26 protein-coding genes, 1 pseudogene and 1 riboswitch are annotated in these 26,800 nt (G+C 70.5%); of the genes and pseudogenes, 15 read left to right on the forward strand and 12 right to left on the reverse strand.

The annotated features are described in order from the left end of the window. Window positions 1-111: 111 nt before the first annotated feature. From ACFWFI_RS20040 to ACFWFI_RS20055, 4 genes are all read left to right on the forward strand, one after another. Window positions 112-795 (forward strand): transcriptional regulator FtsR, encoded by a 684-nt coding sequence (locus ACFWFI_RS20040; RefSeq protein WP_387391827.1) that lies wholly within the window; start codon window positions 112-114, stop codon window positions 793-795. A gap of 53 nt (window positions 796-848) precedes the next feature. Further along, entirely contained in the window at window positions 849-1,322 is a 474-nt protein-coding gene (locus ACFWFI_RS20045) for a bifunctional nuclease family protein (protein WP_006123076.1), read from the forward strand. A 168-nt stretch (window positions 1,323-1,490) separates the two neighbouring features. Beyond that, window positions 1,491-2,108 (forward strand): MerR family transcriptional regulator, encoded by a 618-nt coding sequence (locus tag ACFWFI_RS20050; protein WP_387391829.1) that lies wholly within the window; start codon window positions 1,491-1,493, stop codon window positions 2,106-2,108. 75 nt (window positions 2,109-2,183) lie between these two features. Then, window positions 2,184-3,644, forward strand: a complete 1,461-nt coding sequence (locus ACFWFI_RS20055; protein ID WP_387391831.1) for a DNA polymerase IV — start codon at window positions 2,184-2,186, stop codon at window positions 3,642-3,644. On the opposite strand, the gene ACFWFI_RS20060 is transcribed toward ACFWFI_RS20055, so the two are convergent. Further along, complete coding sequence (locus tag ACFWFI_RS20060; protein WP_387391834.1) at window positions 3,569-3,937, reverse strand: PRC-barrel domain-containing protein; 369 nt, start codon at window positions 3,935-3,937, stop codon at window positions 3,569-3,571. The genes ACFWFI_RS20055 and ACFWFI_RS20060 overlap by 76 nt on opposite strands. Before the next feature lie 133 nt (window positions 3,938-4,070). Continuing rightward, window positions 4,071-4,166: riboswitch (glycine riboswitch) on the forward strand. A gap of 193 nt (window positions 4,167-4,359) precedes the next feature. Here ACFWFI_RS20060 and gcvP point away from each other — a divergent pair. Then, entirely contained in the window at window positions 4,360-7,245 is a 2,886-nt protein-coding gene (gene gcvP, locus ACFWFI_RS20065) for an aminomethyl-transferring glycine dehydrogenase (protein ID WP_387391836.1), read from the forward strand. A 70-nt stretch (window positions 7,246-7,315) separates the two neighbouring features. Here the strand turns inward: gcvP and ACFWFI_RS20070 are convergent, their stop codons facing one another. Together ACFWFI_RS20070 and ACFWFI_RS20075 are read right to left on the reverse strand one after the other, a co-directional pair. Continuing rightward, entirely contained in the window at window positions 7,316-7,522 is a 207-nt protein-coding gene (locus ACFWFI_RS20070; protein WP_103759919.1) for a DUF5999 family protein, read from the reverse strand. Window positions 7,523-7,810: 288 nt separating this feature from the next. Next, window positions 7,811-8,416, reverse strand: coding sequence for a hypothetical protein (locus ACFWFI_RS20075; protein WP_387391838.1), 606 nt, complete (start codon window positions 8,414-8,416; stop codon window positions 7,811-7,813). Between the two features lie 492 nt (window positions 8,417-8,908). Between ACFWFI_RS20075 and ACFWFI_RS20080 the strand changes: the two genes are divergently transcribed. Then, a complete protein-coding gene (locus tag ACFWFI_RS20080; protein WP_387391841.1) occupies window positions 8,909-10,414 on the forward strand; it encodes a glutamate-cysteine ligase family protein in 1,506 nt (501 codons plus the stop codon). A 95-nt stretch (window positions 10,415-10,509) separates the two neighbouring features. Next, window positions 10,510-11,289 carry a CPBP family intramembrane glutamic endopeptidase gene (locus tag ACFWFI_RS20085; RefSeq protein WP_387391844.1) on the forward strand — a complete coding sequence of 260 codons (780 nt, stop codon included), beginning with the start codon at window positions 10,510-10,512 and terminating at the stop codon, window positions 11,287-11,289. Between the two features lie 24 nt (window positions 11,290-11,313). Here ACFWFI_RS20085 and ACFWFI_RS20090 read toward each other — a convergent pair whose 3' ends face one another. The 3 genes from ACFWFI_RS20090 to ACFWFI_RS20100 all read right to left on the reverse strand — a co-directional run bounded on the left by ACFWFI_RS20090 (window position 11,314) and on the right by ACFWFI_RS20100 (window position 13,398). Continuing rightward, window positions 11,314-12,138, reverse strand: coding sequence for a PhzF family phenazine biosynthesis protein (locus tag ACFWFI_RS20090; protein ID WP_387391847.1), 825 nt, complete (start codon window positions 12,136-12,138; stop codon window positions 11,314-11,316). A gap of 44 nt (window positions 12,139-12,182) precedes the next feature. Continuing rightward, entirely contained in the window at window positions 12,183-12,422 is a 240-nt protein-coding gene (locus ACFWFI_RS20095) for a hypothetical protein (RefSeq protein ID WP_387391849.1), read from the reverse strand. Window positions 12,423-12,738: 316 nt separating this feature from the next. Further along, window positions 12,739-13,398 carry a class I SAM-dependent methyltransferase gene (locus ACFWFI_RS20100; RefSeq protein ID WP_387391851.1) on the reverse strand — a complete coding sequence of 220 codons (660 nt, stop codon included), beginning with the start codon at window positions 13,396-13,398 and terminating at the stop codon, window positions 12,739-12,741. Between the two features lie 262 nt (window positions 13,399-13,660). Here ACFWFI_RS20100 and ACFWFI_RS20105 point away from each other — a divergent pair, with 262 nt between their 5' ends. The 6 genes and pseudogenes from ACFWFI_RS20105 to ACFWFI_RS20130 form a co-directional block, all read left to right on the forward strand. Then, window positions 13,661-14,197 (forward strand): GNAT family N-acetyltransferase, encoded by a 537-nt coding sequence (locus ACFWFI_RS20105; protein WP_387391853.1) that lies wholly within the window; start codon window positions 13,661-13,663, stop codon window positions 14,195-14,197. Between the two features lie 13 nt (window positions 14,198-14,210). Continuing rightward, the gene (locus tag ACFWFI_RS20110) at window positions 14,211-14,753 is read left to right on the forward strand and encodes a GNAT family N-acetyltransferase (RefSeq protein ID WP_387391856.1); all 543 of its coding nucleotides are present in this window, start codon (window positions 14,211-14,213) and stop codon (window positions 14,751-14,753) included. Between the two features lie 598 nt (window positions 14,754-15,351). Next, window positions 15,352-15,948 (forward strand): PadR family transcriptional regulator, encoded by a 597-nt coding sequence (locus ACFWFI_RS20115; RefSeq protein ID WP_387391859.1) that lies wholly within the window; start codon window positions 15,352-15,354, stop codon window positions 15,946-15,948. 200 nt (window positions 15,949-16,148) lie between these two features. After that, entirely contained in the window at window positions 16,149-16,691 is a 543-nt protein-coding gene (locus ACFWFI_RS20120; RefSeq protein WP_387391862.1) for a Clp protease N-terminal domain-containing protein, read from the forward strand. Between the two features lie 67 nt (window positions 16,692-16,758). Beyond that, the gene (locus ACFWFI_RS20125; protein ID WP_387391864.1) at window positions 16,759-17,793 is read left to right on the forward strand and encodes an EamA family transporter; all 1,035 of its coding nucleotides are present in this window, start codon (window positions 16,759-16,761) and stop codon (window positions 17,791-17,793) included. Window positions 17,794-17,997: 204 nt separating this feature from the next. After that, a pseudogene (locus ACFWFI_RS20130) lies at window positions 17,998-18,642 on the forward strand (DMT family transporter); the annotation flags it as partial. Between the two features lie 9 nt (window positions 18,643-18,651). Here ACFWFI_RS20130 and ACFWFI_RS20135 read toward each other — a convergent pair. Next, window positions 18,652-19,377 carry a pyridoxamine 5'-phosphate oxidase family protein gene (locus ACFWFI_RS20135; RefSeq protein WP_387391866.1) on the reverse strand — a complete coding sequence of 242 codons (726 nt, stop codon included), beginning with the start codon at window positions 19,375-19,377 and terminating at the stop codon, window positions 18,652-18,654. 35 nt (window positions 19,378-19,412) lie between these two features. Here ACFWFI_RS20135 and ACFWFI_RS20140 point away from each other — a divergent pair, with 35 nt between their 5' ends. Beyond that, window positions 19,413-20,744, forward strand: a complete 1,332-nt coding sequence (locus tag ACFWFI_RS20140) for an aminotransferase class I/II-fold pyridoxal phosphate-dependent enzyme (RefSeq protein ID WP_387391869.1) — start codon at window positions 19,413-19,415, stop codon at window positions 20,742-20,744. Here the strand turns inward: ACFWFI_RS20140 and ACFWFI_RS20145 are convergent. Further along, on the reverse strand, window positions 20,731-21,771 hold the full coding sequence (locus ACFWFI_RS20145) for a DMT family transporter (protein WP_387391871.1): 1,041 nt from the start codon (window positions 21,769-21,771) through the stop codon (window positions 20,731-20,733). The two genes, ACFWFI_RS20140 and ACFWFI_RS20145, sit on opposite strands and share 14 nt — an antisense overlap. 73 nt (window positions 21,772-21,844) lie before the next feature. Here ACFWFI_RS20145 and ACFWFI_RS20150 point away from each other — a divergent pair, with 73 nt between their 5' ends. Then, on the forward strand, window positions 21,845-22,759 hold the full coding sequence (locus ACFWFI_RS20150) for a LysR family transcriptional regulator (RefSeq protein WP_387391873.1): 915 nt from the start codon (window positions 21,845-21,847) through the stop codon (window positions 22,757-22,759). Here ACFWFI_RS20150 and ACFWFI_RS20155 read toward each other — a convergent pair. The 4 genes from ACFWFI_RS20155 to ACFWFI_RS20170 form a co-directional block, all read right to left on the reverse strand. After that, a complete protein-coding gene (locus tag ACFWFI_RS20155; RefSeq protein ID WP_387391875.1) occupies window positions 22,756-23,226 on the reverse strand; it encodes a pyridoxamine 5'-phosphate oxidase family protein in 471 nt (156 codons plus the stop codon). The genes ACFWFI_RS20150 and ACFWFI_RS20155 overlap by 4 nt on opposite strands. Window positions 23,227-23,309: 83 nt before the next feature. Continuing rightward, the gene (locus ACFWFI_RS20160) at window positions 23,310-23,762 is read right to left on the reverse strand and encodes a Rieske (2Fe-2S) protein (protein ID WP_387391878.1); all 453 of its coding nucleotides are present in this window, start codon (window positions 23,760-23,762) and stop codon (window positions 23,310-23,312) included. Between the two features lie 79 nt (window positions 23,763-23,841). Continuing rightward, window positions 23,842-25,125 (reverse strand): SGNH/GDSL hydrolase family protein, encoded by a 1,284-nt coding sequence (locus ACFWFI_RS20165; RefSeq protein WP_387391881.1) that lies wholly within the window; start codon window positions 25,123-25,125, stop codon window positions 23,842-23,844. Window positions 25,126-25,348: 223 nt separating this feature from the next. Beyond that, entirely contained in the window at window positions 25,349-26,554 is a 1,206-nt protein-coding gene (locus tag ACFWFI_RS20170) for a cytochrome P450 family protein (protein ID WP_387391883.1), read from the reverse strand. Window positions 26,555-26,800 lie beyond the last annotated feature (246 nt).

Here is a 26,800-nt window from a genome sequence, read left to right on the forward strand (position 1 = left end):
GGGGGTTTCCCCCCCCCCGACCGCCGCGGGGGGCCCCCCCCTCCCGGTCCTACGTTCCAAACCCCCACCGGGGGGCCGTTACCCCCCCCCCCCTCCGCGGGTCAGCGCGCGATGAGCATCGGCACGGTGCTCCTGCAGCTGCGCGACGAATTTCCCGAAGTCACCATCTCCAAGATCCGCTTCCTGGAGGCGGAGGGGCTCATCGAGCCCCAGCGGACGCCATCGGGCTACCGGAAGTTCAGCCCTGCCGACGTCGAGCGGCTGGCTCAGGTGCTGCGCATGCAGCGGGACCACTACCTGCCGCTCAAGGTCATCCGTGAGCACCTGGAGGCCCTGGCCCGAGGCGAGAGGCCGGCCCTGCCCTCCGGTGGCGGACAGGGCGAGCCTGTCGACGCCCTGCGGGACCAGGGCCTGGGGCAGGCCACTGCCACCCGTATCGGACGCTCCGAGCTCATGGCCGCCGCTGAGGCCACCGAGGAGCAGCTCGACGAGTGGGAGTCGTACGGGCTGATCGTGCCCGCCTCCGGCGGAAGCTACGACGCCGAGGCGGTGACCGTGGCGCGGTTGGTGGTGGATCTGGGCAGATTCGGTTTGGAGCCTCGGCATCTGCGGGCCGTCAAGGCGGCCGCGGAGCGTGAGGCCGGGCTGGTCGAACAGGTGGTCGCGCCACTGCGCAGACACAGGAATCCGCAGACCAGAGCCCATGCGGAGGCCACCGCGAAGGAGCTTGCGGAGCTCTCCGTCCGGCTCCACGCGGCCCTCGTTCAGAGCGCTCTGAAGGTCAGCTTCCACTGAGGGCGGAGGAGCCCGACTATCCAAACATGGCGGGCACGTCCTAGGGTTGCTGTGTGAACGAGCTCGACGTTGTGGGTGTCCGGGTGGAAATGCCCTCCAACCAACCGATCGTGCTCCTGCGTGAAGTGGGAGGCGACCGGTACCTCCCTATTTGGATCGGCCCTGGGGAAGCGACCGCGATCGCCTTCGCCCAGCAGGGCATGGCTCCGGCCAGGCCGCTGACCCATGATCTCTTCAAGGATGTGCTCGAGGCCGTCGGCCAGGAGCTCACCGAGGTCCGCATCACGGACCTCCGCGAAGGGGTCTTCTACGCGGAGCTGGTCTTTGCCAGCGGGGTCGAGGTGAGCGCGCGTCCGTCCGACGCCATAGCGCTCGCCCTGCGCACCGGCACGCCGATCTACGGCAGTGACGGGGTGCTCGACGACGCGGGTATCGCCATCCCGGACGAGCAGGAGGACGAGGTGGAGAAGTTCCGCGAGTTCCTCGACCAGATCTCGCCGGAGGACTTCGGTACCAACAGCCAGTGACCGTCCTGCGGGGGCGGTGTCAGCGCATCCGGCAAGCCGTTCCCGGTATTCAGTCACGGGAAACCACCCTCAGGGTGATTATCACTCGGCGTGCCGAGTGTGGCGATCGTTGACGCACCCCTGGTGACTGCCTACCTTCGAGGTGGCAGGTCAAGGACGGAGGTCGGCGTGAGAAGCAGCGGCGACGGTACGGCTGCGGGTGGGCCGTACCGGCAGCACGGCAGTGCGGCCGACCACTCCATCAGACAGCCGGTTCAGCCGGCGGTGGTGGCAGCGGACGGTGTGGCAGTGGCAGGGGATATCGGCTATCGGGGGCCGACAGCGTGCGCAGCGGCCGGGATCACCTATCGACAGCTCGACTACTGGGCGCGTACGGGGCTCGTGGAGCCGAGCGTGCGTCCGGCGTACGGGTCGGGGACACAGCGTCTCTACAGTTTCCGGGACGTGGTTCTCCTCAAGATCGTCAAGCGCTTCCTGGACACGGGTGTCGCTCTGCAGAACATCCGCACCACCGTTCAGCACCTCAGGGCCCGAGGATTCACGGATCTCGAGCGGATGACCCTGATGAGCGACGGGGCGACGGTCTACGAGTGCTCCTCACCCGACGAGGTCGTGAAGCTGCTCCAGGGGGGCCAGGGGGTCTTCGGCATCGCCGTCGGTGTGGTCTGGCGGGATGTCGACGCGGCGCTGTCCCAGCTCCACGGGGAGCGTGTCGACACCGGGGAGACCCTGATCGGGCACAACCCCGCCGATGAACTGGCGAGGCGGCGCAACCGCGCGGGCTGAGCCTCCGGGGCGGGACGGCGCGACGCGTGTGCCGGGTGGGGCGGTTGTCAGTGGCGTAGGGCAGCATCGGTCCATGTGAGAGCCGCGCCCACCATCCTGCATCTGGACATGGATGCCTTCTACGCCTCTGCGGAGCAGGCGGCGAAGCCCAGCCTGCGTGGCAAGCCGGTTGTGGTGGGCGGTCTGGGGATGCGCGGCGTGGTCGCCACCGCGTCGTACGAGGCACGGCGCCTGGGCGTGCATTCGGCGATGCCGATGGCGCAGGCCAGGCGGCTCGCGCCCAACGCGGCGTATCTCGTCCCGCGTTTCGCGCTCTACCGGACGGTGAGCGATCAGGTGATGGAACTGCTCGGACGGCTGTCACCGCTCGTCGAGCCGCTCAGTCTGGACGAGGCGTTCGTCGATCTGGAAGCCGGTGGGGTCGCCGACGACTCGGTGTCCGCCCGTGCGATCGGTGAACAGTTGCGCACCGTGATCAGGGCTGTCACCGGACTCAGTGGTTCCGTCGGCCTCGCCGGCTCCAAGATGCTGGCCAAGATCGCCTCCGAGGAGGCGAAACCGGACGGGCTGCTGCTGATCGAGCCCGGCACCGAGCGTGAGCTCCTGGCCCCCATGTCCGTGCGCATCCTCCCGGGTGTGGGGCCGGCCACCGGCGACCATCTCCGGCGCGCCGGCATGACCGTCGTCAGCCACCTGGCGGAGGCGGGTGAGGCGGAGCTGGTGCGGCTCCTGGGCAAGGCGCACGGCGTCGCGCTCAACCGCATGGCGCGGGGCTACGACGACCGTCCCGTCGTCGCCGAGAGGGACGCCAAGTCCGTGTCGGTGGAGGACACCTTCGACGTGGACCTGCACGACCGCGTGCGCGTCAGGACGGAGGTGGAGCGGCTCGCGGCCCGGTGCGTACAGCGGCTGCGAGGTGCGGGGCGGTCCGGGCGCACGGTCGTCCTCAAGGTGCGCCGCTACGACTTCTCGACGCTCACCAGGTCCGAGACCCTGCGCGGCCCCACCGACGACCCCACGGTGGTCAGGGAGGCCGCTGCGCGGCTTCTGGAGGCCGTGGACACGACCGGCGGTGTACGGCTGCTCGGAGTCGGTGTCACGGGGCTGGCGGACTTCACGCAGGAGGATCTCTTCGCGCAGGCCGCCGACGCGGAGCACGCCGCCGAGGAGTCCGCGGCCGCCGACGCCGCCCCGGACGAGCGGGACGGCGCGGCGGAGACAGCGGAGGGGGAGGATGCCCGGGAGAGCGAGGAGCGGCTGGCCGCCCGGCGGTGGCCGGCCGGACACGACGTACGGCACGACGTGCACGGGCACGGCTGGGTGCAGGGGAGCGGTGTCGGCCGTGTCACCGTGCGCTTCGAGGAGCCGTGGACGCCGCCCGGCCGGGTGCGTACGTTCCGCATCGACGACCCGGAGCTGCAGCCGGCCGATCCGCTTCCCCTGGTGCGGGACCCGGAGGACTACTCCTCCTGGCCCGCCAGCCTGCCGAAGTCCCTGTCGGGACCTCCGTCGGAGGGAGAGGCGTCCAGCCCGTAATGGCGGTAGAGCTGCAGTTCCTGCTCGGGAGACAGATGGCGGCCCACGCCGAAGTCGGGCGCGTCCTTGATCAGGGTCCGGTCGAAGGGAATCAGCAGGGCGCCGTCGACGAATTCGCTCGGCTCCAGCGGGACGAACGCGTCCCTGGTGAAGAGACCCGTGCGTACGGCGGCCCATTCAGGCACCCCGGTGGCGTCGTCGAGGTAGACCTCGTCCACCGTTCCGATCTTGGCACCTTGACGGTCGAAGGCCTTGCGGCCGATCAGGCTGCGCGGATCGATGTCGGTCTGCACGGTGCCTCCCACTGGTCACAACTGCATCAGGTGGTCGCGGCTGCTCCACAGGCTCTACGAAAGGCCACATCCGGGCCGTCGGCCACTCGAGACGGCGCCCGCCGACCCCGCTGGTAGGCTGGAACACGGCTGCTGACCCTGTGCGGGAGAGTCCTCCGGAGCGATCCGGGGGCGCCGAAGGAGCAACTCCTCCCCGGAATCTCTCAGGCCCCCGTACCGCACGGACGAGGTCACTCTGGAAAGCAGGGCGGGATCCGTACGGCGCGTGCCGCGACGGACACCGCCCTCACCGACGGTGAAAGCCGGTATGCCTCAGGGCGTGCCGGTGAAGCTCTCAGGTCGAGATGACAGATGGGGAGGCCGTTCGGGCAGCCACGCCGTGGCGCCCCTCGCAGGTCGTGGCAGACCAGGAGGCCTCCATCATGACCCCCCGTCGCACTCCGCTCTCCCAGCTGGAGCAGGGCATCCCCTTCGAGCAGCGCCACATCGGGCCCGATGCCGAGGCACAGGCGAAGATGCTCGCCCAGGTCGGCTACGGCTCCCTCGACGAGCTCACCGCCGCCGCGGTGCCCGACGTGATCAAGAGTGCCGAGGCGCTGAACCTCCCCGAGGCGCGTACCGAGGCCGAGGTCCTTGCCGAGCTGCGCAGCCTCGCCGACCGCAACCAGGTGCTCGCACCGATGATCGGTCTCGGCTACTACGGCACGTTCACCCCGCCGGTGATCCTGCGCAACGTCATGGAGAACCCCGCCTGGTACACGGCCTACACGCCGTACCAGCCGGAGATCTCCCAGGGGCGGCTCGAGGCCCTCCTGAACTTCCAGACGATGGTCGCCGACCTCACCGGGCTGCCGACCTCGGGCGCCTCGCTCCTCGACGAGGGCACGGCCGCGGCCGAGGCCATGGCGCTGGCGCGACGGGTCGGCAAGGTGAAGGACGGCGTCTTCCTGGTCGACGCCGACACGCTGCCGCAGACCGTCGCGGTGATCGAGACCCGCGCCGAGCCGACCGGTGTCGAGGTCGTCGTCGCCGACCTCACCGAGGGCATCCCGGCGGAGATCGCCGAGCGCGGCGTCTTCGGTGTGCTGCTCCAGTACCCGGGCGCCTCCGGTGCCGTCCGCGACATCAAGCCGGTCATCGAGCAGGCGCACGAACTGGGCGCGATCGTGTCCGTCGCCGCCGACCTGCTGGCTCTGACCCTGCTCACCTCCCCGGGCGAACTCGGCGCGGACATCGCTGTGGGCACCACGCAGCGCTTCGGTGTCCCGATGGGCTTCGGCGGGCCGCACGCCGGCTTCATGGCCGTACGCGAGAAGTTCGCCCGCAGCCTGCCCGGCCGCCTCGTCGGTGTCTCCGTCGACGCGGACGGCGACAGGGCTTACCGTCTGGCACTGCAGACCCGCGAGCAGCACATCCGCCGTGAGAAGGCCACCAGCAACATCTGTACCGCTCAGGTGCTGCTCGCCGTCATGGCCGGCATGTACGCCGTCTACCACGGCCCCGAGGGGCTGCGGACGATCGCCCGGCGCACCCACCGGTTCGCCGCCATCCTGGCCGAGGGGCTGCGGGCCGCCGGAACCGAGGTCGTGCACGACGCGTACTTCGACACCCTCACCGTCCGCGTGCCGGGCGGGGCGTCCGACGTGGTCGCCGCCGCGCGTGAGCGCGGGGTGAATCTGCGCCTCGTCGACGCCGACCGTGTCTCCGTCGCGTGTGACGAGACCACCACCCGGACCCGGATCGCCGCCGTCTGGGCGGCCTTCGGTGCCGGTGGCGACATCGAGGCGCTGGACGCCGAGACGGCCGACGCGCTGCCCGAGGGGCTGCTGCGCACCGACGCCGTCCTCACCCACCCGGTCTTCCACCAGCACCGCTCCGAGACGGCGATGCTGCGCTACCTGCGCAAGCTCGCCGACCGTGACTACGCGCTGGACCGCGGCATGATCCCGCTCGGCTCCTGCACCATGAAGCTCAACGCGACCGCCGAGATGGAGTCGATCACCTGGCCCGAGTTCGGTGCGCTGCATCCCTTCGCGCCGGCCGAGCAGGCACAGGGCTTCCTCACCCTCATCCGCGAGCTGGAGGAGCGTCTCGCCGAGGTCACCGGCTACGACGCCGTCTCCATCCAGCCCAACGCCGGCTCGCAGGGCGAGTTCGCGGGGCTGCTGGCCGTTCGCGCGTACCACCGCGCCAACGGGGATCACGGGCGCACCGTCTGCCTCATCCCGTCCTCCGCGCACGGCACCAACGCCGCGAGCGCCGTCATGGCCGGCATGAAGGTCGTCGTGGTGAAGACCGCCGACGACGGCGAGGTCGACATAGAGGATCTGCGGGCCAAGATCGCGAAGCACCGCGACGAGCTCGCCGTCCTCATGATCACCTACCCCTCCACGCACGGCGTCTTCGAGGAGCACGTCGCCGACATCTGCGGCGAGGTGCACGACGCCGGTGGCCAGGTGTACGTGGACGGCGCCAACCTCAACGCGCTGGTCGGTCTCGCCAAGCCGGGCCATTTCGGCGGAGACGTCTCCCACCTGAACCTGCACAAGACCTTCTGCATCCCGCACGGCGGCGGCGGCCCGGGCGTCGGTCCGGTCGGGGTGCGCGCCCACCTGGCGCCGTATCTCCCCAACCACCCCCTCCAGCCCGCGGCGGGCCCGGAGACCGGTGTCGGCCCGATCTCGGCCGCTCCGTGGGGATCGGCAGGCATCCTGCCGATCTCGTGGGCGTACGTACGCCTCATGGGGGGCGAGGGTCTGAAGCGTGCGACGCAGGTCGCCGTACTCGCGGCCAACTACATCGCCAAGCGGCTCGAACCGCACTTCCCGGTCCTGTACAACGGCCCGGCCGGTCTGGTCGCGCACGAGTGCATCGTCGACCTGCGGCCGATCTCCAAGGCGACCGGCGTCAGTATCGACGACATCGCCAAGCGGCTGATCGACTACGGGTTCCACTCGCCGACCATGTCGTTCCCGGTGGCCGGGACGCTGATGATCGAACCGACGGAGAGCGAGGACCTTGCCGAGCTCGACCGTTTCTGCGACACGATGATCGCCATCCGCGGCGAGATCGAGAAGGTCGCCTCGGGTGAGTGGAGCGCGGACGACAACCCGCTGCGCAACGCCCCGCACACGGCCGCGGCGCTCGGTGGGGAGTGGAAGCACGCCTACACCCGCGAGGAGGCGGTCTTCCCGTCCGGCGTCACGCCCTCGGACAAGTACTGGCCGCCGGTGCGCCGGATCGACGGTGCGTTCGGCGACCGCAACCTGGTCTGCTCCTGCCCGCCGCTGGATGCCTACGACCAGTAGGAACGCGGACACGCGTCGGGGCCGGTGCGGAGACTTCTCCGGGCCGGCCCCAGTGTTCTGTCCGCCGCGGTCAGGCGGCTTTCATCACCTGGCCGCTCTTGAGCGGTCGGTGCGGGGCGATGATCTGCCCGTCCGGGAGCAGCTCGCCGGTGTCCTCGAAGAGCAGGACGCCGTTGCACAGCAGGCTCCAGCCCTGTTCCGGGTGGTGAGCCATCAGGCGTGCGGCTTCACGGTCGTTGGAGTCAGCGGTCGGGCAGGGTGGCTGGTGCTGGCACATGAGTGGGTTCTTTCGCTGCGTCGATTCGAGTGTCCTGCGGCTGGACGAGGTGTTCATGGCCGCCCCCGTATCAAGTCGGTCCGGTCCCAGTGTTGCCCTACGGGCGTCTCTCCGCAGGGATTTCGCGGCAGCTGCTGTTCTCCTCCCATGACGCATCACCCGGCCGGACGGTTCAACGCAACTGCACTGTCCGTTCGGATGGTTCGGGGTGACCTGACCGGACTAGTCCGGACGGGTACGGACGCGCCCCCGCCGAGCGGCTCGGTGGGGGCGCGTGAGGAAGGAGGGTCAGGCGGGCGACCCGAGAAGGCCGGGAAGGTCCGGAAGAGGGGCCGGGCTGACCCGCAGTGTCATGACCGGGAGCAGGTCCGCGACCCGGTGCGGGCGGTGGGCCGTGATTCCCGGAGGAGCGGGTGCCAGGGGCACCAGTACATCCGTCGGTGCGAGTGCGCCGGCGCCGGCGTCGGCCTCGATGTCGTGGTGCAGCCACAGCGTGAACATGTACAGCTCGGGCACCGACAGCAGACGCGGCTGGTAGTGCGTCGTCGTCGACTCCGCCTGGCGTACGGCGAGTTCGGTGGACACGATGTAAGGGCCCTCGAAGAAGTGCGAGAAGGTCCAGCCGTCGGCAGTGAGCATGGTGTCCGCTGCGGCGACGGCGCGCTCGCCGCTGCGGATCAGGAAGCGCCAGCCGGCGAGGCGAGTGCGCGGTGCCGCCTCGTTCGGCACGATCCGGTCCAGTACGTGGACGGGAAGCGGGAGTTCGGGGCTCAGCGATCCCTGGACGGACCGGAGAGCGGGCGTATGGGCCTCGCGGACTGCGGTGGGAGAACCGAGTGCCGCGAGAACGCTGCGCAGTGCGGGCGCTGGGGCCGGGGAAACATGCAGCGGCATAGTGGGTCGCCTCTCACTTCGGAGACACGGTGATGCGTGGGCGGGTGCAGACGGCGCTGTCGGCGTGCGGGGCCAGAGGAAGGCCGGTGACGGGGCGGACGGGCCGATGCGTCAACTCTCTGCCTCGTTCGCAGAGTTTATACGACAAATGTTCACACGATGTTTCGGCTAGCCGTCCCGCGTATTGCCCGCAAGGTGGATTTGAGCCTTTGAATTGCGCGGTTTCTGTGGATTCGGGCCGCTCCCGGCCCCCGTCGCCAGGTACTTTCCCGTTGCGGCGGTAGGCTGAAACTCATCGGCGTTTCCGCCGTGCACGTCGACCGTGCAAACTGCATATGCCCCATGCCTTCGGAATGTGCCTCCGGCTTCGGTCAACAGACTACTGGGTGCCCGTGGGTCGTGGGGGCGTTACGGATCATCTCGTCGGGGCATTATCGATCGTGATACGAGCGGCCTGTGCCGCGGGCCGCCCACTCGAGGAGGGACCCTTCGATGGGCGAGAAGATCGTGGCGGGTGCCTTTGCCCCGTCCGATCGGCAGGCGTACCGCGAGAAGCTCACCCAGTGCCTGGCGGGGCTGGAGAGGCTCCTGTCGGAGCGGAGGTTCGACCGTCCCAGGAATCTCATGGGGCTGGAGATCGAGCTGAATCTCGCGGGTTCGGACGGCATGCCGAGGATGCGGAATGCGGAGGTGCTCCAGCGCATCGCCAGCCGGGATTTTCAGACGGAACTGGGGATGTTCAATCTGGAAGTAAATATTCTTCCCCACCGGCTGAGCGGCCGGGTATTCGATCAGCTGGCCGAGGAGTTGCGTACGGGGCTTGCATATGCCCACCGGAAGGCCGCGGAGGTCGACGCCGGGATCGTGATGATCGGCATCCTGCCGACCCTCGGACGGGACGACGTCGTTTCGGCGAACCTGTCGGACGTCGACCGTTACACGCTCCTCAACGATCAAATGGCGGCCGCGCGCGGCGAGGAATTCGTCCTCGATATCGAAGGCGTCGAGCGATTGGTCTCGACCTCTGCTTCGATCGCCCCCGAATCCGCGTGCACGTCGGTCCAGTTGCACCTGCAGGTCACGCCGGACCGCTTCGCGGACGTCTGGAACGCGGCGCAGGCCATCGCGTCCGTACAGATCGCCCTCGGAGCCAACTCCCCCTTCCTGTTCGGCAAGGAGCTGTGGCGCGAGTCGAGGCCGCCGCTGTTCCAGCAGGCCACGGATGTGCGGCCGCCCGAACTCCGGAACCAGGGAGTGCGCCCCAGGACCTGGTTCGGGGAGCGCTGGATCAGTTCGGCGTACGAGCTCTTCGAGGAGAACGTGCGCTACTACCCGCCCCTGCTGCCCATCTGTGACGACGAGGACCCGCTGCGGGTCCTGGACGAGGGCGGTGTGCCGTCACTGGCCGAACTCGTCCTGCACAACGGCACGGTCTACCGGTGGAACCGGCCGGTTTACGGGCTGGCCGACGGCGTCGCCCATCTGAGGGTGGAGAACCGGGTCCTGCCCGCAGGCCCCTCGGTCGTCGATGTGATCGCCAATGCCGCCTTCTACTACGGGCTGGTGCGCGCGCTCGCCGACGAGTCGCGGCCGGTGTGGTCCAGACTGCCCTTCGAGGCGGCAGCCGAGAACTTCGACGCGGCCTGCCGCCACGGGATCGACGCCGAGCTGCTCTGGCCGCGCCCCGGCCGCTCCGGCGGCGTGGCGAAGGTGCCCGCCGTCAAGCTCGTACGGGACGAACTGCTGCCGCTCGCTGCCGCCGGGCTCGATGCCTGGAACATCGAACCCGCCGACCGCGACCGCTACCTCGGTGTCATCGAGGAGCGCTGCAGGCTCCGTGTGAACGGCGCCTCCTGGCAGGTCGACACGTACCACCGTGCCCTGGAGGCGGGCCTCGAACGGGAGGGCGCGCTGGCGGCCACCACCCGGCGCTACGGCGAGCTGATGCAGGTGGGTGAGCCGGTGCACACCTGGCCCGTCGGCTTCCCCGCGCCCTGAGGAGGGGGCCGCCCGGTGTCCCGCCTCCCCGGCCCCGTCGGGCAAGCTATGACGACGCATGGCTGACGGCAGCTGTACAGGTGGAGGCGGGGCGCGTGGCTGGAACCATTCTTCACGAGGAGGTGTCCCGGCGGACCCTCCGGTCGGAGACACTGCTCGTGCTGGCTCTCTCGCTCGGGGCCAGTGGGGTGTCCGCCCTGATCAGCTTCATCGGGTCGCTGACGAAACCTGGGGGGCTCAAGGACCAGGCGGCGACGCTGAACGGGTCGTACGCCCCCGGGCGGCCGTGGCTGGACCTGGCCTGGCAGCTGTTCGGCATCGCCTCGGCCCTGGTGCCGGTCGCGCTGGTGGCCCACCTGCTCCTCCGGGAAGGGGCCGGTCTGCGGACCCTCGGTCTCGACCGCACCCGGCCCGGGCCGGACCTGGGCCGGGGCACCCTGGTCGCGGCGGGCATCGGCAGCGCGGGGCTGGCGTTCTATCTGGTGGCGCGCGCCGCGGGGTTCAACCTGACGGTCGTTCCGGAGTCGCTGCCCGATGTCTGGTGGAAATTCCCCGTACTGATCCTCTCCGCGGTGCAGAACTCGCTCGTGGAGGAGGTCATCGTCGTCGGCTATCTGCTCCGACGGCTGGGGCAGTTGGGATGGACGCCGATGGCGGCCCTGGTGGCGAGCTCCGTGCTGCGCGGCTCCTACCACCTGTACCAGGGGATCGGCGGCTTCATCGGGAACATGGTCATGGGCGTCGTCTTCGTCCTGCTGTACAGGCGCTGGGGGCGGGTCGGGCCGCTGGTCGTCGCGCACGCCCTGCTCGACATCGGGGCGTTCGTCGGATACGCGCTGCTCGCGGGAAAGGTGGACTGGCTGCCCACTTTGTGAGCGGGCGGCCCGCTCCCGCCGTTCTCAGAGCCCGGTGAGCAGTTCCCCGTCGATCACCGTGACGGCACTGCCGGTCAGCAGGGTGCGCCCGCCGCGCAGCGAGGTGCGGACCAGGCCCGAGCGGGCGGACGCCTGGAGGCCGACGAGGTCGTCACGGCCGAACCTTGCCGACCAGAAGGGCGCCAGGGCGGTGTGGGCGCTGCCGGTCACCGGATCCTCGTCGATGCCGACCGCGGGGAAGAAGCCGCGCGAGACGAAGTCGTACCCGCTCGAGGGGTCCTCGGCCGGCGCCGTGGCGATGACGCCCCGCCGGGAGCAGCCGGCGAGCGCGTGGAAGTCCGGCCGAAGGGCTCGTACGGCCGCTTCGTCGGCCAGTTCCACCAGCAGGTCGCCGACGTGCTCGCCCGTGTCGTGGATGGAGAGGGGCGTCGCGCCGAGTGCGTCCGTGAGCCCGGGCGGAGCGGGTACGGGCGTCAGCGGCGCTGTCGGGAAGTCCAGCGTCAGGGTGCCGTCGTCGTGGGCGGTGGTGCGCAGGACGCCGGAACGGGTGGCGTAGCGCACCGTGCTGCCGCTCGCGACTCCGGTGGAGTGCAGGACATGGGCGGCGGCGAGTGTCGCGTGTCCGCAGAGATCGACCTCGGTGGCCGGGGTGAACCAGCGCAGCGCCCAGTCGGCCTCACCGCCCGGCGGCAGAGGGTGGGCGAACGCGGTCTCCGAGAGGTTGACCTCGGAGGCGACGAGCTGGAGGCGATCCGCCTCGGGAAATGCTCCGGAGTCCAGGATCACGACTCCGGCGGGGTTGCCGGCGAAGGGGCGGTCGGTGAACGCGTCGACGATGCGGATCTTCATGAAGCCGACCGTAGGCGCCGCCGTCCCGAGCGGTCCAAGGCCAATTACGGATGCGCGGCTCCAGGGTCTTCGGGCCGAGCGAACGCGGGATCGAGGTGGAGCTCGTAGGCGGTGTAGCACTCGCTGGTCCTCGTGCCCACCGCGGTGCCACAGGGGCAGAGCTGGTTCAGCCCGTTCTGGCCGTGCAGCCCGCAGCAGCCCGAGTGGTCCCCGTCCCGGTCGGTGCGCAGCTCCGGCGCGTCGTCGGCATGCAGCACGATCGTGTTGCGCGGGCCGCCCGACATCAGGAACCCGTCTCCGTCCGGAGGGGATGCACAAGGACCTCCCGAAACATAGCGACAGGCCCGTCGGTGGGCAGGAACGGGGCGCCCCAGGGCTCGGGGTCGAGCGCGTAGGACCCCCGGGCCATGGTGGAGGGCGCCCGCCGGTACCCGTCGGGTCCGACCCGGCCGTCGAATTCAGGTCTGGTCGGCAACTCCGACAGCTGGACGTCTCCGGTCAGGAGACCCGAGCAGGCGGCACACACGAAAAGGTCACGGAGAAGTCCTAGCCCTCCACGGGTGGTGGCAGCAAGCGGCTTCCGCCGGGACGCGCGTGCGCTCACAGCTCTTCGGGCTTCCGGGCCAAAAAGGTGCCGATCGCCCTCTTCGCTCCTTCGCCGGGCTCCTGCAGCAGACGCGCGGTGACGACGAGACCTGCCTGTTCCAGGAGAGCGACGATCCGGTCCGGCGTCACCAGGTGGGACTCGTAGGACACCGGATGGCCCCCGTACGCCTGCGTCGGACGCAGGAGCTCGTCGTCTCCCACGTAGCCGGACATCATCAGGTGACCGCCGGGTGCGAGGGTGCGGCGGAATCCGGCGAACACGAGGGGCAGCGACTCCGGTGGCGTGTGGTGGGTCGAGTAGTAGGCCAGTACACCGCCGAGCAGGTTGTCCCGGACGGGCGGCGCGGTCATCGAGCCCACGGCGAAGCCCAGCCCCGGATGGGCCTGCCTGGCCAGCTCGATCATCTTCGGGGACAGATCGATGCCGATGGCGGACAGCCCAAGGTCCGCCAGATGTGCCGTGACCTTGCCCGGCCCGCATCCCAGGTCCGCGACCGGCCCGAGCCCGGCCGTTCGCACGACCTCGGCGAACGTGGCCAGCATCGCGCGTGACAACGGGTCCAGCTCCGCAGGGGACTTGACGATTTCGGCGTAGGCGGCGGCGACGGTGTCGTACGACTCGCGGACCGCGGCGAGGTAGGTGGGCTGAGACATGCGGGCGACCCTAGTCCGTGCTTCCCGGTCCGTGCTTCCCGCCGTTCTCGGAGACCGGCTTCCAGCCGACCCATGATGGCGTGCCCTTCGAGAAGGGCCACATCGGGAAGATGCCGGGCTCTGTCACCACGGTCTTCGCCGAGTTCCTCCCGGCCACACAGGCCGCAACACCGGCCACCGCGGCCGCCACCCGGAACAGGAGAGCCTGTGGTCGCTGCCCGAACTGCCCGAACTGCAAGAGCGCGGCTGGCAGACTGCACGGATGATCGACGATCTGCCCACTGGTCTGAGGGCCCGACACCTTGCCGACGAAGACCACCTCCGCGTGCTCGCCGTACTGGACACATGGTGGGGTGGCCTGAAGGGGGAGGCAGGGGCGACGGAACGTGCGCTGCTTCTGCCCCGGCTGTACTTCCAGCACTTCACCACCACCAGTTTTCTGGTCGAACGCGGCAGTGGAGAAGTTGCCGCCTTCCTGGTCGGTTTCCTGTCGCAGACAGAGCCTGAAACCGCCTATGTGCACTTCGTCGGAGTCGACCCGGCGCTGCACGGGCAGGGTGTCGGGCGTGCCCTCTACCGGGCCTTCTTCGCGCTCGCTCGGTCACACGGGCGCCGGTACGTGCACTGCATCACCAGCCCGGAGAACACTGCGTCGCGGGCATTTCACACCCGACTCGGCTTCACGGCCTCAGCCGTGAAGCCCGACTACGACGGCCCCGGACTCGACCGGGTGGCGTTCGCCGTCGACCTTCGCCATCGACCTTTCCACGGAGCCGATGGCCACCCCCTGGAAGGCTGATGAAGATCTAGCTGTGGTCACGCTCGAGACTCCCCGTCTGATCCTGCGTCGCTGGCGCGAGGAAGACGTCGCGCCCATGGCTGCCGTCAATGCCGACCCCGAGGTGATGCGGTGGATCCGTGACGGCGGTGTCCGTGACGAACAGCAGACCCGCGGCGGGGTCCAGGCATGCAAGAGCGAGTGGGAGTCGCAGGGCTTCGGCCTGTTCGCCGTCGAGATCCGGTCCACCGGCGAGCTGGCCGGATTCACCGGCCTTTCGGTGCCCGACTTCCTGCCGGAGGTCCTGCCGGCGGTTGAGGTCGGCTGGCGGCTGGGGCGTTCCCACTGGGGGCAGGGCTTGGCCACCGAGGCCGCTGCGGCCGCTGTGCGGTTCGGGTTCGAAGAGCGAGGGCTGAAGCGGATCGTCAGCATCGCTCAAGTGGGCAACGACGCCTCCGAACGGATCATGACCAAACTGGGGATGCATCCGGTCCGTGAGACCGTCAATCCCACCTGCGGTCGGCGAGTACGGGTGTTCGAGTTGTCGTCGGACCAGTACGTCACAACCACTCGTTGATGGCGGCAACGAGGACGGTGGCCTCGTGGCGGACCGCGAGTTCGTCGTACCTGGTGGCCACGGCTCGATGTCTCTTGAGGCGATTGATGCCGCACTCGACCGGGTGCCGGGCCTTGTAGCCCTCCGGGCCGAACTTCGGTGGCCGGCCACCGCTGGACCCGCGCGCTTCTTGCGGTTGCGGGCCTGGTCGGCCTGGCCGTGATCACGATGGACATGGGCTTCCGCCTCTGTTCGACGGCCCCGGTCCATCGCCAGGCACCCGCCGACTGCGGTGCCCCACCGTCACATTCGCGGCCAGTCGACTCCTCGCTGACCGACCGCGAGCGGGGACTCCGGACCGGCCACCTACAACAGCCCAAGACGCTTGGCGCTGAGTGACGGTGCCGGCTGAGGCGACCAGCCTTCACCGAGGCCGGTCAGCGATCCGCGGGGCAACAACACGTGACGATCAGCCTTGTCCGGCACAGACGGCCAAATGGTCAACCTTCGCCCCGCAGGCGGGAGGGCCTTGTCAGGCGATAGTTTCCGATATATCGTTGAGGCATCGCGACAGTTCGACGAAGGGTCGCGTAACGACGATGAAGAGAGGGGCGCAGTCATGCGTTCACATGGAAACGACCACGGATGTGGCCCCGGGCGCCGAGGTGCCGACAGGGGAGACTTCGAAGGCGGCCGTGCCGCATTCGGCCCGTTCGGACCGCCCTTCGGCGGCGGGCCTTTCGGCGGCGGACGCGGCAGGGGAGGCGGCCGGGGGAGGGCCAGGCGCGGTGACGTGCGCGCGTCGATCCTCGCGCTGCTCACGGACCGCTCGATGCACGGCTACGAGATGATCCAGGAGATCGGCGAGCGGAGCGGAGGGGCCTGGAAGCCCAGCCCCGGCTCGGTGTACCCCACCCTCCAGCTGCTGGAGGACGAGGGCCTGATCGTCAGCGCCAGCGAGGGCGGCAAGAAGCTGTTCACCCTCACCGACCTGGGTCGCAGCGAGGCCGAGTCCGGTCCCGACGCCCCCTGGGAAGAGGCGGGACGCGGTGTCGACTGGGAGGGCGTGAACGAGATCCGGCAGGCCGGCTTCGGCCTGATGGAGGCGTTCGGCCAGGTCTGGAAGACCGGCTCGGCCGACCAGCGGCAGAAGGCCCTCACGGTGATCAACGATGCCCGTAAGAAGCTGTACCTGATCCTCGCCGACGAGCACTGAGGCGTGCGGTGCACGCACGCGGAGAAGGGCCCCCTCGTGGGGCCCTTCTTCTGTCCGCCGTGCGCGCCGCCGTGCTGTCCGTGACGCGGCTGTCTCATCCGCAAGGATGAGGAACCCTTCTCCGGTCCCCGCCTTCCGTGGGATGGCGGATGGGCCGCTCCGGGGATGTTTTCGCTCCCCGGGACTGATGGGGTGGAGATGTGCAAATCCGGACGACAGGGATCCCCGAACAAGCCCCGCCGAACCACCCGTGGGCCGGTGCCGGGCTGAGCTCCTCGATGGCAGGCGTGGTGACCGGTGCGCGCAGGCGGGCGCTGCGTGACGGCGACCGTCATGTCGATACGGCGCATCTCCTGCACTCCCTCGTCGAGTCCGACCCCACGGTCCGCGAGGTCTTCGACGGCGGGCCGCAGCTGGCCAGGGTGCTCGGATATCTCGTGCAGCGCAGTATCGGGTACGGCCTCCGCTGGCAGGGGACGCAGGAGGACTCGGGCGGGTTCCCGGCCGTGCCGGAACCCGTGGGTGAGGGGTGGTCGCCCTCGGCTGCAGCGGCGATGGACCGAGCCGCCCGCAGTGCGCTTCTGCGCGGGGAGCTCCACGCCGACGGCCTCGACCTGCTGGCGGCGCTGGTCGCGGATCCGCGATGCCGCGCGGTCGAGGTGCTGGACCGGGCCGGGGTCGTCGTCGAGCGGCTGGGTGTCCGTGCGGCGGACCGGACGACCGCGCGGGACCCGCAGGGGTGATCATGAACACGCCGTGGACAGGTGTGACAGGGGTGACGCTGCTGACGCCTGCTGCCATGATGTGCCGATGCACGCGTCTCAGGGGAGAAGTGCCGGTCTGGGCCTGGCCCTTGCCTCGGCCTTCGCATTCGGCGGTTCAGGGGTTGCGGCCAAGCCGCTGATCGAGGCGGGGCTCGACCCGCTGCACGTGGTGTGGCTCCGGGTGGCCGGAGCCGCCCTCGTCATGCTGCCGGTTGCCTGGCGGCACCGGAATCTGGTGCGGGAGCGGCCCGTACTGCTGGCCGGTTTCGGGCTGTTCGCCGTTGCCGGGGTGCAGGCCTTCTACTTCGCCTCGATCTCGCGCATCCCGGTCGGCGTCGCCCTCCTCGTCGAGTATCTGGCGCCCGCACTAGTCCTCGGCTGGGTGCGCTTCGTACAGCGAAGGCCCGTCACCCGCGCAGCCGCTGCCGGTGTGGTGCTGGCGGTCGGCGGACTCGCCTGCGTCGTCGAGGTATGGGCCGGGCTGAGCTTCGACGTGGTCGGGCTGCTGCTCGCCCTCGGCGCGGCGTGCTGCCAGGTGGGCTACTTCGTCCTGTCCGACCAGGGCGCCGGCCACGGGGACGCTGCGGACGCCGAACCTCCGCACCCCATGGGCGTGATCGCGTACGGACTGCTGGCCGGCGCGGCCGTACTCACGGTGGTGGCCGGACCCTGGGCGATGGACTGGGCGGTCCTGGGCGGGAGCGCCGACATGAACGGGCACGACGTCCCCGCGTGGCTGCTGCTCGGCTGGATCGTGCTGCTCGCGACCGTGCTCGCCTACGCCACCGGTGTGGTCTCGGTACGGCTCCTCTCGCCCCAGGTCGCGGGTGTCGTCGCCTGCCTCGAGGCGGTCGTCGCGACCGTGCTCGCCTGGGTGCTCCTGGGTGAGCACCTCTCCGCACCACAGCTCGTGGGCGGCGGGGTCGTGCTGATCGGCGCCTTCATCGCACAGTCGTCCGCGCCCAAGCCGCCCTCGGCGCCCGTGGCGTCCGGCCCGGGCGCGCCGGCCGCAGGGGCGACGGGAGCCGACGAACCGGCCGGTAGCGAAACCGAGTTGTCCCGGCCTCCGGCCTCGTCCTAGGTTGCCGATCATGTCGCAGACCGTACTTCCGCCTCCCGCCGCCTAGCGCGAGGCGGCCACTCCGGACGAAGACCGGGCTCGGGTACGCCCCGAGCGGTTCGTCGCTGCCCGCGCGCGGAGCCGAGCGACCACCACCCCCTTCTTCTGGAGAGTCGCGTGTCCCACCCTGTTCCCGGCCTGCCCGTCGGGCGGAGCCTGGTCTGTCTCGTCGTCGGCACCGTGGTCACGCTGGGTGCGGGGCCTGTCCTCATCGCGGTCGGAGCGCGGCTGACCATGGGGGAGCGGTTGGGCAGGGGCGGGCTCGTCGCCGTGGCCGGCGCGCTCACCGGCCTCGCCGTGCTGGTGCTCGGCGGCGAGCCCGCCGAAGTGCGGCCCGTCGGGCTGCTGCTGGCCGTTCTCTCCGCGGCGGGGTACGCGGCGATCACGCTGCTGACCCGGTGGCTCGGCCGCGACGGTGCGGCGGGCGACTCCGTCTCCACGAGCGCGTGGGCCTTCGGCATCGGAGCCGTGGGACTGCTGCCCATGGCGACGACCGAAGGCCTCGTGCCGCACGCAGCCGAGACGGGTCACGTGCTGTGGCTGCTCGTCCACGTCGCGGCGGTGCCGACCGCACTCGCCTACGCGCTCTACTTCGCGGGCGCCGCCGCGGTCCGCTCGGCGACCGTGTCCGTGATCACGCTGCTCGAGCCGGTGAGCGCCGCGGTCATCGCGGTGACCGTGCTGCGGGAGCGGCTCACCGCGGCCACGGTCACCGGCACGCTGCTCCTGCTCACCGCCGTGGCGGGGCTGGCCTTCGCCGAGACGCGCGGCGCTGCGGCCGCGCGCCGCCGGGCAGCCGTGGTGGCCTGACCCGGCGGTTCAAAGGGCGGTCGGCAGGCCGCCGTCGGGTCGCAGCGCGGAGAGGTAGTCCGGCAAGTGGACGGCAGGGTCCAGGTCGCCGGACGGCACCGGCGTCGCGTATCCCCGGACCACCGGCACCACGCCTGCCCAGTGCGGCAGGGAGAGGTCCTCCGGGTCGTCGTTCGGGCCGCCCGTACGGATCTTGGCGGACACCTCGTCGAGGTCGAGGCGGATCACCGCGGTCGCGGCGAGTTCCTTCGCGTCCGCCGGGCGCGAGTCCTTCGACCTGCCCGGTACGACCTGGTCCACGATGGCGTCGAGTGCGACGCGCCGCTCGTCCGGGTCGGTCACCGTCCGGGCGATGCCGTGGACCACCACGGAGCGGTAGTTCATCGAGTGGTGGAAGGCGGAACGGGCCAGCACCAGACCGTCCACATGCGTCACGGTCAGGCAGACGGCGAGCCCCGGATCCGCCGCGCCGGTCGCGCGCAGCGGGCGCGATCCGGTCGAGCCGTGCACGTACAGCCGGTCGTCGACCCGGCCGAACAGCGTGGGCAGCACGACCGGTGCGCCGTCGCGTACGAAACCGAGATGGCACAGGTAGGCCGCGTCGAGTATCGAGTGCACCGTCTTCCTGTCGTACGAGGCGCGCTGCCTGGCGCGGCTCGGGACCGTGCGCTCCGTCGGCTCGTAGGCGGCAGCCTCGGGGAGGCCGGTGCTGTCGGGCGTGGCGGTGTCCGGCATTGCGTACTCCATTGCACTAGTGCATAATAACGTTTGTGCTAGGAGAGTATCGGATCAGTGGGCGGCGTGCATCCGACATTGCCGCGAGTGTGGAGCGCGGTGTCGCCTCGGGCGACCTCGCGCCCGGTCATGTGCTGCCGCCCATGCGGGAGTTGGCGATCCTGCTCGGCGTCAATCCGAATACGGTGGCCGCCGCCTACCGGACACTCCGTGAGCGCGGAGTGATCGAGACCGCGGGCCGGCGGGGGAGCCGGGTGCGGCCACGACCGGCGAGTACGGCACGCGGCTCGCTCCGGGTGGAGGCTCCTCCGGGCGTGCGTGACCTGGGTGACGGCAATCCCGACCCCGCCTTGCTGCCGGACCTCGGGGAGGCGCTGGCGGCGGCTGCGGAGGCGTACGGCAGGGAGCCGCACCTCTACGGGGACGCGGCCGTGGACCCTCGCTTCGCGGAGCTCGTGCGGGCCGGACTGGACGCCGACGGCGTGCCCGACGGGCCGGTGGCGGTCGCTTCCGGGTCCCTCGACGCGATCGAGCGTGTGCTCACCGCGCACCTCAAGCCGGGTGACGCGGTGGCGGTCGAGGATCCGGGGTGGGGCGCCCTGCTGGATCTCGTTCCGGCGCTCGGTATGCGAGTCGTCCCGGTGGCGCTGGACGAGGAGGGTCCGCTGCCAGGGGAGGTGGAGGCAGCCCTGCGGGCGGGGGCCAGGGCCCTGGTGGTCACCGACCGGGCGCAGAATCCGACCGGCGCGACGGTGGGGAGCCGAAGAGCCGAGGAGCTGCGGTCCGTCCTCGCGGAGCACCCCGGCGTGCTCCTGATCGAGGACGACCACGGCCACGCCATCGTCGACCTGCCGGTGCGTCCCCTCGCGGGGGTCACGGAGCGCTGGGCCTTCGTGCGGTCCGTCTCCAAGGCGTACGGGCCTGATCTGCGGCTCGCCGTGCTCACCGGGGACGGGCTGACCGTGGACCGGGTGACGGGGCGTCAGCGGCTCGGGCCCGGCTGGGTCAGCGGACTGCTGCAGAGGACCGTCGCGCATCTGTGGGCGACGGGGGCCGTCGACACGGCGGCGGTCGCCCGCTCCTACGGGGAGCGCAGGGACGCGCTCGTGCGAGCTCTGGAGGAGCGGGGGATCGCGGCGTACGGGCGGACCGGGATGAACGTATGGGTGCCCGTGAGCGACGAGACCGGGGCGGTCGCCAGGTTGCTGCACTCGGGCTGGGCGGTGGCGCCGGGAGCGCGGTTCCGGATGGCCTCGCCGCAGGGGGTGCGCCTGACCGTGTCGTCGCTGACCGCCGCGGACATCGAGCCTCTGGCGGACGCGGTGGCGGCAGCGGCACCACCCGCCCGCCCGGTCAGTTACGGCTGACCTGCTCGGTACCGGTGACGCGGCGGGAGGCTCCGCGGCTGACCGGCTCGGTGCCGGTGACGCGACGGGACGTGCCGGCGGAGCCGCGGCTCCTGCTCTGCGTGAGTGCGGCGCCCGCGAGTACGACCAGGGCGCCCACCGGGGTGTTCCAGCTCAACTGCTCACCGAGCAGGGTCACTCCGGCCGCAGTGGCGATCACGGGGATGAAGTAGGTGACCATCTGTGCCGTCGTGGGGCCGACTTCCTGGACGAGGCCGTACTGCAGGAGGACGGCGAGACCCGTTCCCAGCGCGCCCAGAGCCACCACGGCGAGTGTGGGCAGCAATGGGAAGTGTTCCGGAGTCGAGGTGAACACCGGCACCACCATCGCCAGTTGCGCGGTGCCCAGGAAGAGCTGACTTCCGGTCAGCGCAAGCGTGGAGGAGTCGCTGCCCGCCAGGGTGCGACGGACGTAGATCCAGCCGACGGGATAGCTGAGCGAGGCGAGCAGGGCCATCGCCGTGCCGGTCACGTCCAGCCCCGAGAACCCCTGCCAGGCACCCAGCACCGTCAGTACGCCGATGAATCCCAGGCCGAGCCCCGCGACACGACGGCGGGTCGGCCGGTCCTCGGAGAGTGCGACGAGAGAGAGTGCCATGCCCCACAGGGGCGAGGTCGCGTTGCAGATCCCGGCGAGGGTGGACGGGATGGTCAGCTCCGCGTACGCGAAGAGCGAGAACGGCAGCGCGTTGAGGAAGAACGCGGCGACGAAGAGGTGCCCCCAGGTCCGGCCGTTGCGCGGCAGTCGCTCGCGGCGCACCGCCATGGCGACCGCGAGGACCGCCGTCCCGGACAGCAGCCTGCCGAAGGTCACCTGGAAGGGGGCGTAACCGTCGGTGCCGACCTTGATCAGCAGGAAGCTGAACCCCCAGATGAGCGACAGTGCCGCGAATCGGATGCGCCAGTCCAGGGCCCTCTGCCGCACCGGAGGTCCGGGTGGGGAGGCGTCGGACGGAGGCAGGGTTCTCGGTGCGGCGGGAGCGCTCATGCGTCAACTATGGCGAGCGGTATCACGTAGGACAAGTGAGGCTTTGTTGGCATCTTGGCGTAGCATCGCTTACATGTTGAATCTGGAGCGCCTGCGGACGCTGGATGCCCTGGCCCGGCACGGCTCGGTGGGCGGGGCAGCCGACGGCCTCCATGTCACCACCTCGGCCGTCTCCCAGCAGATGGCCAAACTGGAACGCGAGGTGGGGCAGCAGCTCCTGGCCAAGAACGGACGGGGCGTCCGCCTCACCGACGCCGGCAGGCTGCTCGCGGACCACGCCGCGAAGATCCTCTCGCAGGTGGAGATCGCGCAGTCCGACATCGAGGCCCAGCGGGGCCAGGTGGTGGGCGAGGTCCGGCTCGCGGCCTTCCCGACGGCCGCCCGCGGACTGTTCCCCGCCGCCCTCACCACGCTGCGCGCGGAGCACCCCGAGCTCAGGCTGCGTACGACGGAGCTGGAGCCGGAGAGCGGAATCCGCGCGGTGCTCCGGGGTGATGCCGATCTCGCCGTGGTGCTCGACTGGAGCAACAAGCGCCTGCCGGTGCCCGGAGGCCTGGCGAAGGCCGAACTCCTCGACGACGCGCCGGACATCGCCATGCCCGCAGGCCATCCCCTCGCGGACCGGACCGAGGTGGACATCGAGGACTTCGCCGACGACGACTGGGTGTCCTGGCCTGAGGGCGAATTCTGTTACGACTGGCTGATGTTCACCCTGCGCTCCAAGGGCATCGAGCCCCGAATCGCGCACCTCGCGGGCGAGCACCACACCCAACTCGCGCTGATCGCCGCTGGATTCGGCGTGTGCGTGGCGCCCCGGCTGGGGCGGGGGCCGGTTCCGGAGGGTGTGAGCCTGGTGCCCGTCAGGCAGCCGATGCGGCGTCATGTCCACGCGGTGTGGCGCGCGGACGCGGACCGGCGGCCGTCGATCAGGGCGGCGGTGGAGGCCTTGCGCTCCGCCGGCCGGGCTCTGCACGCGCCGATCTCCTAAGCGGGCCCGGACAGCTTCCTGAAGTCCCAGGATCTGACGGTCCCCGGCGTGAGCCGTAGCCAGGCATGCCGTTCGTCGTGCGGCAGGGAGTCCAGGCCGAAGTACTTGGCCGCGAACAGTCTCTCCGGAAGCTCCAGTTCGGCGCAGTCCTCGCCTGCGCGGGGAACCTCGCCGACGAAGGAGACCTCGCCGGACAGTTCCACGCCGCGCAGCTCGCCGTACTCCACCCCGTCGTCCACCACCACGGCGATCTTCGGGACCCGCCGGAGCTGCGCCCAGCGCAGGCTCCGGGTGAGGGAGTAGAGCCAGAGGGAGGTGCCGTCCCACACGAACCACAGGGCCCCGACGTGTGGCATGCCCTCGGGGGAGACCGTGGCCACCCGGCAGGTGCGCTGCTGCGTGAGGTAGGCGTCCCGTTCCTCGTCGGTCATCATGATCCGACGGCCACGTCGCTGGGCAACGGTCACGGGACGCCCTTCCTGGGTTCGGCAGGTTCCGGAATCATGGATCCTCGTCCGCGGTCACGCAACGGCCCCGCCGGTCCGGCCTCTCACACCAGGGTGATGGAGCCGCCCTCCACCCGGATCTGCTTCTCCGGCAGTGGCAGCGTCGCCGGACCGCCCGTCACCTCGCCGGTCGTCGCGTCGAACGTACTGTTGTGACACGGGCAGGTGATCACGCCATTGGCGATCCCCTTCACCGCGCAGCCCTGGTGGGTGCACTCCGACGAGAAGGCCTTGAACTCACCGGCTTTCGGCTGTGTCACCACCACTCCCTCGTCGGCGAAGACCACTCCTCCGCCCTCCGGGATGTCAGCGGTTGCGGCGAGGGGCGCGCCGCCGTTCGCGCCGTCCCCCTCCCCGGCCGGTTCGACCGTGTCCGAACCGCCGGAGCCCTTCGAACCGCCTCCGCACGCGGTGAGAGCGGCGGCCAGCCCCGTCGCACCGACCGCGACGACGGTGCGACGACCGAAGTGGACCTGGCTCTCCTGCGATGCGCTCATGCCGGCATTCCCTTCATCGGGTACGAGACGTCAGGTGAGCCGACGTCAGAAGTGGATACGGATCTACGCGGCCTTGTGTTCAGTGGCGGGGTGAGTCCTTCCGCTCGGGCCGGGTGAGCAACAGGCCGAGGTCGACGGCATCGGCCATGGCGCGCGTGCCCGCGTCGTTCGGGTGCAGCCCGTCCCCGCTGTCGTAGGCGGGCTCCAGCGCCAGTGGGTCGGCGGCCGACGCGGTGGCCGCCGCGAAGTCGACCACTCCGTCGAATGCGCCGGAGTGCCGGATCCAGTCGTTGACCGTCGTCCAGGTGGCCTGGCGTTCCGGCGTCCACACGAACGATCCGCGGAAGGGCAGCAGCGTCCCGCCGTACACCGGAACGCCCTTGGCGTGGACCTTCGCGATGAACGTCCGGTACCCGGCGATGATGTCCTCGGCGGAAGCGTTGAATCCGATGTCGTTGATGCCTTCCTGGAGGATGACGGCCTCGACGCCGCTCTGGCCGAGCGCATCGCGCTCCACCCGCGAGATCCCCGACGGACCGTAGTAGGGCTCGCCGTCCCGCGCGGCGATGAGGCGGTTGCCGCCCAGGCCCGCGTTCACCACCGCCAGGGTGCGCCCCGTACGGTCCTGCAGCCTGCGGGCGAGGTGGTCGGGATAGCGCTGGTTGGCATTGCCGGTGGTGTTCGCGGTGTCGGTGATGGAGTCGCCGAACGTCACCACGGTGCCGGCCGTACGGGCGCTTCCGCGCACGTCCACGCCGCTCACCAGCATCCAGCAGGGAGTGTCCGTGTAGTGGGTGCCTGAGGGGTCGAGGGCCGCGTCCCCGGCGGCGACATAGTTGCCCTGGGCGGTGAACGGATGGTTCGTCACGGGGCCCGTGGCCTTGTCCACGTGCACGCTGACCAGCAGGCTGGAGAGGGCTCGCACGCGCATCGGCACGGGGTCGCTGAAGAGGTCCTGGCCGGCCGCGACCGTGGTGTCCCCGCGGCCGCCGAAGGTCAGGGTGCGCAGTGTGCCCGGCACAGCCGCGGCCCCGGACCTCTGGAGTGCGACCGTGACGTGGTCCACGCTCACCGGCCGCGTACCGAAGGTGTTGGCGAGCCGGATCCGGACGTTGTCGCCGCCGGCGCTGACGAAAAGCACATTGCGAACCGTCCGGTTCTCCAGGCCCGATCCGGCGGGGCAGCTGTTGCCGGGGATCTCACTGCCGACCACTTGGCTCGCGCCCCAGGCCGCGGCCCACTTCCCGCCCGGGCCCGGGCCCGGGCCTTGGGCGGAGGCCTGCGGCACTTGTGCGAGGGACAGGGCCACGGCGCTCACGGCTGCGAGGGACAGTCGTGCGGCGGCGGAGGGGCGTAAGCGCATCGGCGTTCTCCTTCGTGTGGTGCGGTGGCGGCGGCGCCCGGCACCGCACCTGGGAGGTTCAGGCAACGTTGTCAATCCGCGAGGTGGGTCTGCCGTGATGTATGACACCGGGCCCGGCGGGTGGGCACAAGTGGGGTTCGAGTCAGGTGGGAACGGCCCGTGTCCGCCTCGGCTCCGGTGTGGCCGGCAGCCGGGGGAGAGCCCGGCTGCCGTGAACTCTGCCTCAGCCCCGCAGGCGGACCGGAAGCGCCCGCACACTGTTGCCCACGAAGGAGGCGTGGCGCGGCAGTTCGGCCTCCGGAACGGCGAGATCGAGGTCGGGGAAGCGGGTGAACAGCTGCCCGAGCGCGGCAGTGCCCTCCATCCGGGCCAGCGGGGCGCCCATGCAGTAGTGCGCACCGTGGCCGAGCGAGAGGTGCCGGGTCTCGCCGCCTCGGGTGACGTCGAAGCGGTCGGCATCGGGGCCGTGGGCCTTCGTGTCGCGGCCCGCCGCGGAGTAGCCGGCGAGCACCGGGGTCCCCTTGGGGATCACGGTGCCGTCGAGTGTCAGGTCGCGCGTCGGGTAGCGGAACGGGAAATAGCTGACCGGACTGTCCCAGCGCAGCGTCTCCTCCACCACGTCCGCCCAGCTCGCCTCGCCGGACAGGACCAGGGCGAGCTGATCCCGATGGGTGCACAGGGCGCGTACGGCGTTGGTGATCAGATTGAGCGTCGTCTCGTGCCCGGCGATGATCGTGAGCATCAGCGTGCCGATCAGCTCCTGCGGGCCGAGCCGGTCGCCGTTCTCCTCCCGGGCCGTGATCAGCGCGCTGATCAGGTCATCCCCCGGATTCTCCATCCGGGCGGCTGCGACCGTGCTGAGCACCTCCACCATCTCCCGGTTCGCCGCCATCGCCTCCGCGGGGCCGATGTCGGTGGCGACGATGCGGTTGGACAGGTCGTGCAGCCGCTCGTGGTGTCCGGCGTCCACGCCCAGCAGCTCACAGATGACGCCCATGGGCAGGGGCAACGCGAAGTGCGTACGCAGGTCGGCGACACCGTCACCGGCGGTTGCGGCCCGGTCGAGACCATCCAGGAGTGAGGCCGTCAACGCCTCGATACGCGGGCGCAGTTCCTCCACACGGCGCGTGGTGAATGCCTTGCTCACGAGAGCCCGCAGCCGTCGGTGGTCGGTCCCGTCGGCGGTGGTCATCCCCTGCACCGTGGCGAACGTCTTCAGGGGCCAGCCATCCGGGATCTCACCCGCCTGGAGCGCCGCGAAGTGCTGCGCGTCCTTGGCGACATCCGGGTGCGCCAGGAACTCCTTGAGAGCGGCATGACCCAGTACCGCCATGCCCTCCACCTCACCGGGCAGGACCACCGCGGTGACGGCGCCCTGGGACAGCAGGCGGGCGTTGGCCGCGTGCGGACAGCCACCGGACGGGTCCATTCGGTGCGGGTGGCCGGGTTCGGGGTTCACCGGTGACGTATTCAACAGGTCTCCAGGACGAAGGTGAGCGATGGTGCTGAGCACATCAGAGATGCATCGAACTCGCCTACGAAATACGGAACACGGGCAGCGTGGACCACGGGGACCTGCCCGATCGGAAACTGGGGAATCCCTGCCGGGGCGAGCATGGGCCACACGCGCGTCGGCCGCGCTCCGCACCTCGCACGACGGAAGCGGGCCCGGGAG

It is taken from the genome of Streptomyces sp. NPDC060209, assembly GCF_042728155.1.
GTDB lineage: Bacteria > Actinomycetota > Actinomycetes > Streptomycetales > Streptomycetaceae > Streptomyces.